This window comes from Flagellimonas pacifica (genome assembly GCF_900215465.1).
Classification (GTDB): Bacteria; Bacteroidota; Bacteroidia; order Flavobacteriales; family Flavobacteriaceae; genus Flagellimonas; species Flagellimonas pacifica.
Window position 1 is genome coordinate 507,036 of sequence record NZ_OBEH01000004.1, and the last position, 7,078, is coordinate 514,113.

8 protein-coding genes are annotated in these 7,078 nt (G+C 38.9%); 6 read left to right on the forward strand and 2 right to left on the reverse strand.

The genetic code is table 11. From position 1 onward, the window contains the following. The first annotated feature begins 996 nt into the window (after window positions 1-996). Complete coding sequence (locus CRO15_RS14845) at window positions 997-1,881, forward strand: DUF488 domain-containing protein (RefSeq protein ID WP_097046613.1); 885 nt, start codon at window positions 997-999, stop codon at window positions 1,879-1,881. 180 nt (window positions 1,882-2,061) lie between these two features. After that, window positions 2,062-2,700: a hypothetical protein gene (locus CRO15_RS14850; RefSeq protein ID WP_243396983.1), complete on the forward strand. Its 639-nt coding sequence runs from the start codon at window positions 2,062-2,064 to the stop codon at window positions 2,698-2,700. 77 nt (window positions 2,701-2,777) lie between these two features. Here CRO15_RS14850 and CRO15_RS14855 read toward each other — a convergent pair whose 3' ends face one another. Next, window positions 2,778-3,119, reverse strand: coding sequence for a YegP family protein (locus tag CRO15_RS14855; RefSeq protein WP_097046655.1), 342 nt, complete (start codon window positions 3,117-3,119; stop codon window positions 2,778-2,780). A 64-nt stretch (window positions 3,120-3,183) separates the two neighbouring features. Then, window positions 3,184-3,360, reverse strand: a complete 177-nt coding sequence (locus tag CRO15_RS19785) for a hypothetical protein (protein WP_165769966.1) — start codon at window positions 3,358-3,360, stop codon at window positions 3,184-3,186. A 176-nt stretch (window positions 3,361-3,536) separates the two neighbouring features. Between CRO15_RS19785 and CRO15_RS14860 the strand changes: the two genes are divergently transcribed. The 4 genes from CRO15_RS14860 to CRO15_RS14875 all read left to right on the forward strand — a co-directional run bounded on the left by CRO15_RS14860 (window position 3,537) and on the right by CRO15_RS14875 (window position 6,699). Next, a complete protein-coding gene (locus tag CRO15_RS14860; protein WP_097046615.1) occupies window positions 3,537-4,196 on the forward strand; it encodes an RNA polymerase sigma factor in 660 nt (219 codons plus the stop codon). Continuing rightward, window positions 4,193-4,495 carry a hypothetical protein gene (locus tag CRO15_RS14865; protein WP_097046616.1) on the forward strand — a complete coding sequence of 101 codons (303 nt, stop codon included), beginning with the start codon at window positions 4,193-4,195 and terminating at the stop codon, window positions 4,493-4,495. The genes CRO15_RS14860 and CRO15_RS14865 overlap by 4 nt, the downstream gene beginning before the upstream one ends. Then, the gene (locus CRO15_RS14870; RefSeq protein WP_097046617.1) at window positions 4,482-5,297 is read left to right on the forward strand and encodes an ImmA/IrrE family metallo-endopeptidase; all 816 of its coding nucleotides are present in this window, start codon (window positions 4,482-4,484) and stop codon (window positions 5,295-5,297) included. The genes CRO15_RS14865 and CRO15_RS14870 overlap by 14 nt, the downstream gene beginning before the upstream one ends. A 64-nt stretch (window positions 5,298-5,361) precedes the next feature. Continuing rightward, window positions 5,362-6,699 carry an ATP-binding protein gene (locus CRO15_RS14875; protein ID WP_097046618.1) on the forward strand — a complete coding sequence of 446 codons (1,338 nt, stop codon included), beginning with the start codon at window positions 5,362-5,364 and terminating at the stop codon, window positions 6,697-6,699. Window positions 6,700-7,078 lie beyond the last annotated feature (379 nt).

Genomic DNA, 7,078 nt, shown 5'->3' on the forward strand with positions numbered 1-7,078 from the left:
AATGCACAATGGGTTTAGTTTATATTTTTTTAATTACTCACAACGTTTAGCTATGCATAATTGTGACCGTTTAGGGAGCACTATGGGATATAAATACTGCATTACATAAAAATCATTTCGAATTGATTAGAGAAGGCTTTAATCACATTTTTATTGTTGATGACACAATTGCGTTAAAGTTGAAGGCCAATAAGGGAGATCCCTTTGTTTTTTCTGACAATTATCTATTCTATACAGAAGAACTCATCTTGATGGAATCTAATTATTTGGAGGCGAATTATATACGATATAGATTTAGATAAAGTGTTTTTGGAATACAAGAACTAACCTTGTTACCCTCCCCGGCTCTCGCTAGTCTGCGACTAGTGGCATGCAAGAGTGAAAGCTAAACAATAAACAAGCCAGTTCCATTGTTAGGAGCTGACTTTTTCACCCGCCCAACCCCTCAGTTAGTTAAGAGGACGAACTACTTCCAATGTTGTTGTTTTAGACAACTGTGGAAATTTGAGTGGACTTCAAACAATATTGCTTATTGTAGCATTTAAATAGAGTTTTGCTATTAATCTTCCTATATTTAAGCAAATTAACCGTACACAATACCGTACACGATTTTGGATAAAATAGACCGGGATAACTAAGAAAATGCGTCCGCTTGGAAGCTCATAACCCGAAGGTCCCTGGTTCGAGTCCAGGTCCCGCTACTAATAATCAGGCAGTTACGAACAAGGTAGCTGCCTTTTTCTTTTTACCTAAAACATACCTAAAACAATTTAGGGTCATTATATAGCCTATATCGTTCCAGTTATGACTACTTTATTCTGAGGTCAGGCTGGTTTTAGAATAACCAAAGGACTAAAACCTAGCATAATTTACTGGAATCTGTCCCGGTTTTTGGATAAGATAGAACATTACCAAAATTGTCTTTCGTAGTTTTGAAGAAAATTAATCGCGCGTTTTTCGTAATAATTCAGCTTAAAATAGGTTTCCTATATAAGAATGTACTACAGAAGAAAATATATACTTGCACTATTGCAACAGTTCGATGGGACTTTGGACAACCTAAATTTTCAAAAACTCCTGTTCCTGGCCACTAGAAAACAGGAAAAAAAGGCATTTGATTTTGTCCCCTATAAATACGGCAGTTTTTCCTTTCAGGCGAACCAAGACCTTCACACGATGATTAAGCTCGGCAATGTGGAACGGGAAGACCGCAGTTGGAAATGTTTGGACAGTTCCGATTACAAGTCCCAGCTCAAGAAAGAGGACGTGAGTTCCTTAAACTGGGTCCATCGGACCTATAAAGATTTTAACGGGGAAGAGCTGATAAAGGAGACGTACCGCAAATACCCTTTTTTTGCCATAAACAGCAAAATTGCCAACAAGGTCTTGACCGTAAAAGAAATGGATAAGGTCAATGCCCAGAGGAGAATCAAGGATGGCCCCATGTTTTTCACCATTGGCTATGAAGGGATTAGTTTGGAGACCTACCTGAACAAGCTGATAATAAATGATGTCAGGCTATTGGTGGATGTTCGGAAAAACTCGTTCAGCATGAAATACGGGTTTTCAAAAAAACAGCTATTGAACTCCTGCGAAAGCTTGGGCATCAAATTTTTGCACATGCCCCAATTGGGAATAGAATCACAGGAACGTAAAGAATTGCATTCGCTCAATGATTATAAGGAACTATTCGATAATTATAAGAAAACCACGCTCAAGGAAAACAAAAGCTATCTCGCCCAACTGAAAGATCTTTGCGAAGAGTACAAAAGGGTTGCGATAACCTGTTTTGAAAAAGAGGTATGTATGTGCCATAGAGGTGTGGTGGCAAAGGAACTGGGAAAAATGAAAGACTGGGAAATAGTTCAAAAAAACCTTTAAACAACCCTGAAGACCAAAGTCCTAATAACGGTAAAGACCTATCCTACTTTATCCACAAAGTACGATGAGCTGGTATGTACCGCTGGATTCACCGAGGATGGTTCATGGATACGTATCTATCCCGTTGAATTTCGAAAAAAAGCCTACAAGGACCAATATAAAAAATATGACTGGGTCGAAGTGGATCTGGTGAACAACGATTCGGATTTTAGGCCTGAAAGCCATCGCCCCAGAACTGCCGATACCACTTTTGAAAAAGTTGGCGAACTGGACACCAAGGGCAATTGGGCCAAAAGGAAAGACATTGTCCTCAACAACGTCCATGAAGATCTGACCCAACTCATTGAAGAAGCCCAGAACAAAGAAGTTGGTACTTCGCTTGCCGTGTTCAAACCTGCGAAAATCATTGATTTCGTAATCGAACCCGTGGACCGTGAGTGGGACGAAAAAAAACTGGCCAGTCTCAAGCAGTTCAATTTGTTCGAAAGTACCGAAAAAGGTTTTGAGGTGGTCAAAAAACTGCCTTTCAAATTTTCATATACCTTCGAAGATATCAAAGGTCGTAGAAGCACCTTAATGATAGAGGATTGGGAAATAGGCCAACTATTTTGGAATTGCCTTAATAGGAGCGGCAGTGAAGAAAAGGCCTGTGAATTGGTCAGACAAAAATATATGGACGACTTTGCCAAGACCAAGGATCTATATCTCTTTCTGGGAACAACAAAACGATTTCATTTTACGGGCAAAAACCCATTTGTAATAATAGGAACGTTTACACCTAAAATCGAAACGCAATTCAAACTGGACCTGTTCCAATAGAATCCACAAATAGCACTGAACCACTAAAGTGGATTTTGCTCGAAGAAAAAAAAGGAGAGTAAGAACTCTCCTCCTTTCTAGGTCAAGTCTTCTGTTGGCGCTGTTGGAGCAACGCTTTTTACAGCTGCTATACCATTTTCCCGTGCCGCGGTTGTGGTATAGGTTTCACTTACTCCAATAGGCTCTCCATTTGAAGCTTTCAAAACGAAGTAATATTGCCCATTGGTAGCAACTTTACGCTCATAACGCCTGTCATATGGGGCATTACGTTTTACCGAGTCAATTCCGTTCAGACAACTTTGCTTTGTTGTATATCCTTCGCCGTGAAGGATAATCTCACCATTTCTCGCTCTTAATCGGTAGCGATATTCCGAACCAGATCTGTAGATCTGGAATTTAGGGTTTGTTACTGTACTCATGATCTGAGGTTTAGTATTAATAAAAATGTTTTTGAATCTTTTAAGGTCTTCTTCAGGACCTGTACTAATTCTCTTTGGTAACACCCTTAAAGGGCTTCCTACTTGATGTCTTTACATCCATAAAGCGGCCAGTATCGCCATTCCTTTTAACCCATTGATTAGTTTTGGGGTTTTTCACCTGTGAGCGATTTTTCACTGCTCCGTGTCTTCTGTTATCACCTGATTTTCCATTAGTTGCCATAGTTGTTGGGTTTAAATTTTCTTACATCTTCATATATAAAAAACCGTGACCTAGGTATGGTTGTCACGGTTTTTTATATATCTTATTAGAAAGTAATCAGTATTAACTAATCAATCTAAACATGAAAATTATGAAAGCAGCCCAACACCAGACCGAACCACTAAAACTTGAACACTTTGAAAAAAGCAGAACTTGAAGAGATCCTATTAAAATTCTCTTACCAGGAAGACGATGAGCAAGAAGCTCATAAGGCATTTACCATATATTACCATGAATACTCAAGGTATCTCCATACGGTCATATTCGAGGCGAAAAAGTCCGCGACATACTTTTATGACGACCTTGTTGACATTGTAGCGGAGAATACTTTTTTGAAAATTTACAATAAGCCATTGGATTTCATTATTGAAGACCACGAGACAGATCTGGACGTAGATAAGAAAATGAAGGGCTATTTGGCCACCATCGCCAAAAACGAGTTAAAAGGCCTTTTGAATAAAGGATATTGTGCACAGGAGCACGATTTAACAATAGATGACGATAGTGTTTTCTTTGACCCTCCGGAAATCATCCTACCGGAAGAAAATGAAATTGGCCATTATCAAAAAGTGCTTCAAGAAGTCCTATTGACCTTTTCGGAAAGAGACCGTTTAATACTTTTATCGGTATACGATTGCCACCAAGAGGGTAAAAAGAGACCCAAGGAAATAATGGCATGGCTCGCTGAAGTACATAGCACAAGTGACATGAATATTAGAAAAATCAAGTCAAGATGTGATAAAAAAATCAGAGAACACTTTGAAAAAAAAACTACACTTAAACCCTTAAAAAGGTGACAAAAAGCAATAACATATTAAAACTGCTGGAATCACTTGGGTATTTATTCCCGACCGATCCGGAGAGCATAACTGAATTTGAAAAGCGATATAAGAAAGAAATTGCACAGATCCAGCCCAAGCATTGGGACAATCCCTTAGAGATACTACAGAAAGGCAGAACTGAGCAGCTTCCAATAGAAAAAGAAGTTGAAAACCCCAGTTACGAAGGTTTGGCGCAAGCCGCTAGGCATGGTAAAACCATTCCAGTTGAGATGAAAAAGAAGATGTTAGAAGACCGTAATAATGCTAAAGACTAGGGAGAAATACCTATCAGGTTCTAGAAAAAAGGAAATCTCTGAACTCGCTGAATTCATTGCGGAAGCATACTGTCCAAACAACTTGGTAAATCCAGAACTTATTGCACAAGAGAGGGGCATTTCATATAGTGAGAATGATTATGGAAATTACTTTGATGGTTTGATCGAACATCTGAATGACAAATTTCATATCTATATCAATACGGGCAGGTTAGGCCATTCATACACTACTAGGGCCAGATACACCTTCGGACATGAACTTGGTCATTATTTTTTGGACGGTCATAGAAATGCACTTGTCTCCGGTGAAACCCCGGCACACTCCTCATTTACCAATTTCAGATCCGAAATCTACACGGAATGGGAGGCCGATTATTTCTCCGCCTGCCTTCTAATGCCAGAGAACCGTTTTAAAAAGGACTGCATTGGTCGAAAATTTAGCTTCAATCTTCTCGATGGACTATCAAAAAAATACCAAACGAGTTTAACGTCCACCTGTATTCGATTTGCCGAAATTGGCAACCACCCTTTGATGATCGTCTATTGTGAAAACAATAAAATCAAATGGTACTGGTACAGTGAGGACTTTCCATACGTCCACTTACTCCATGGAAAATTCAAAATCCCCAATGATACGACCATTGGAGAATATTTCAATGAAGGTAAAAGATATGAAAGGACACAAGAGGTATGGGCAATTGACTGGTTCAATTATGTTCCGAATTATAGAACGAGCCAGAAATTCAAGGAGCATTGTATCCCATATAAGGACAAGGCCTTGAGCATTATTTGGGAAGATTGATTCTTTAGTGGTATTTTAATGACTTAACTTTGATACTCTCCAAAAACAGTATTACGATACATACATGCCCGAACAACAAAACATAGAATGGAAACAATCTTGGCGAGACGAATATTTACAATGGGTCTCTGGATTTGCCAATGCTGATGGCGGTGCAATCTATATTGGAAAAAATGATAACGGGGATGTAGTCGGTTTAAGTAATTACAAAAAATTGCTTGATGAGTTGCCAAATAAAATCAGGGATACAACCGGTATCGTGTGCCAGGTTAATCTCCTTGATGAAGATGGTAAGTTTTTTATTGAAATACTGGTAGATCCATTTTCTTCGCCTGTGTCCTATAGAGGCAAGTTCTATTTAAGGAGTGGTAGCACGAATCAGTTGCTCAATGGCGCTTCACTGGAAGATTTTATCCTCAAGAAAGGCAATTTGAGTTGGGACGAAGTAACAGTTCCCAATGCCACTATGGACGATATTGACCTCAACGCTATTGAGAGCTTTAAGAACAGTACAATAAAAACAGGTCGTATCCCCTCTATCAAGGAATCGACCACGGACGATTTTATTCTAAAGAATCTTGGATTAATAGATGATAATGGGACTTTAAACAGGGCAGCCATTCTTTTGTTTGGAAAAGAACCAACAAAATACTTTACCAGTGCTTATCTGAAAATTGGAAAATTCGGGGATTCCCCTACCGAACTGCTTTCCCAAGACGTTATTGAAAGTAATGCCTTTGAACTTGCCGACGCAACGATCGAAGTCCTGAACAATAAATACATTGTTAGGGATATCAGTTATGATGGCCTACAAAGAATCGAGACCCCTGAATATCCGTTCGAAGCTCTTCGGGAGGCCTTGTTCAATGCCATTGTCCATCGTTCCTATCAAGTTACGCCAATCACCATAAGAATTTACGATGATAGGATTGCCATTTGGAACATTGGTGAACTCCCGGAACAACTATCCGCAGAGGATTTAAAAAAGGAACATGGGTCATACCCTAGAAATAAATTGCTGGCCAATGCTTTTTATAAAGGTGGTCATATCGAGTCATGGGGACGGGGGACATTAAAGATCATTGAAGAGTGTAAAAAGCATGGACTTGTTGAACCTCTCATCCATGAACATGGCGGGGGGCTTTCAGTTACCATTTTTAAGGATATATACAATGAAAAGTATTTGTCCAAATTGGATTTGAACGATAGACAAAAAATTGCCATTAAAGCTGTCAAAAAAGCTGGCCATATTACGAACCTTGAATATCGGGCATTATTCGATATTACCGATAGAACGGTCTTACGGGACGTTGATGAACTAATAAAACTCTCCATATTTAAAAAAGAAGGTGAAGGGAGAGCCACCAAATACGTTATTGACATTAGCGGTTATACCCTTTAGAAAGCTAATATAATGTCGGGGTTTATGTCGGGATAAAATCCTTATTTCATAGGGGTTTCCGTAAAAATGTCGTGATTAATGTCACGATTTTCGATATATGTATAAAGTCACGTTCGGTTTTCTATTTTTTTTTCGAATAGTAGCCAAAACATGAAGTGAAGAGGTCCTATGTGATACATTAAAAAGCACAACATCTTAGGCCTTTTTTATCGGCAAATGAGAGTATAATTAAACTTGGGATTTCTTACTCGGGATTCCATTTGGTGTTTTCCTATAAATCGTTCGTGGCTGTTGCAGAACTCCGACAAACATCAATTCTTGCTTTTATAAATCTGCTGAAATCCGTAAATTAAAGGTATGCAAGGCAGAAAGAACTATA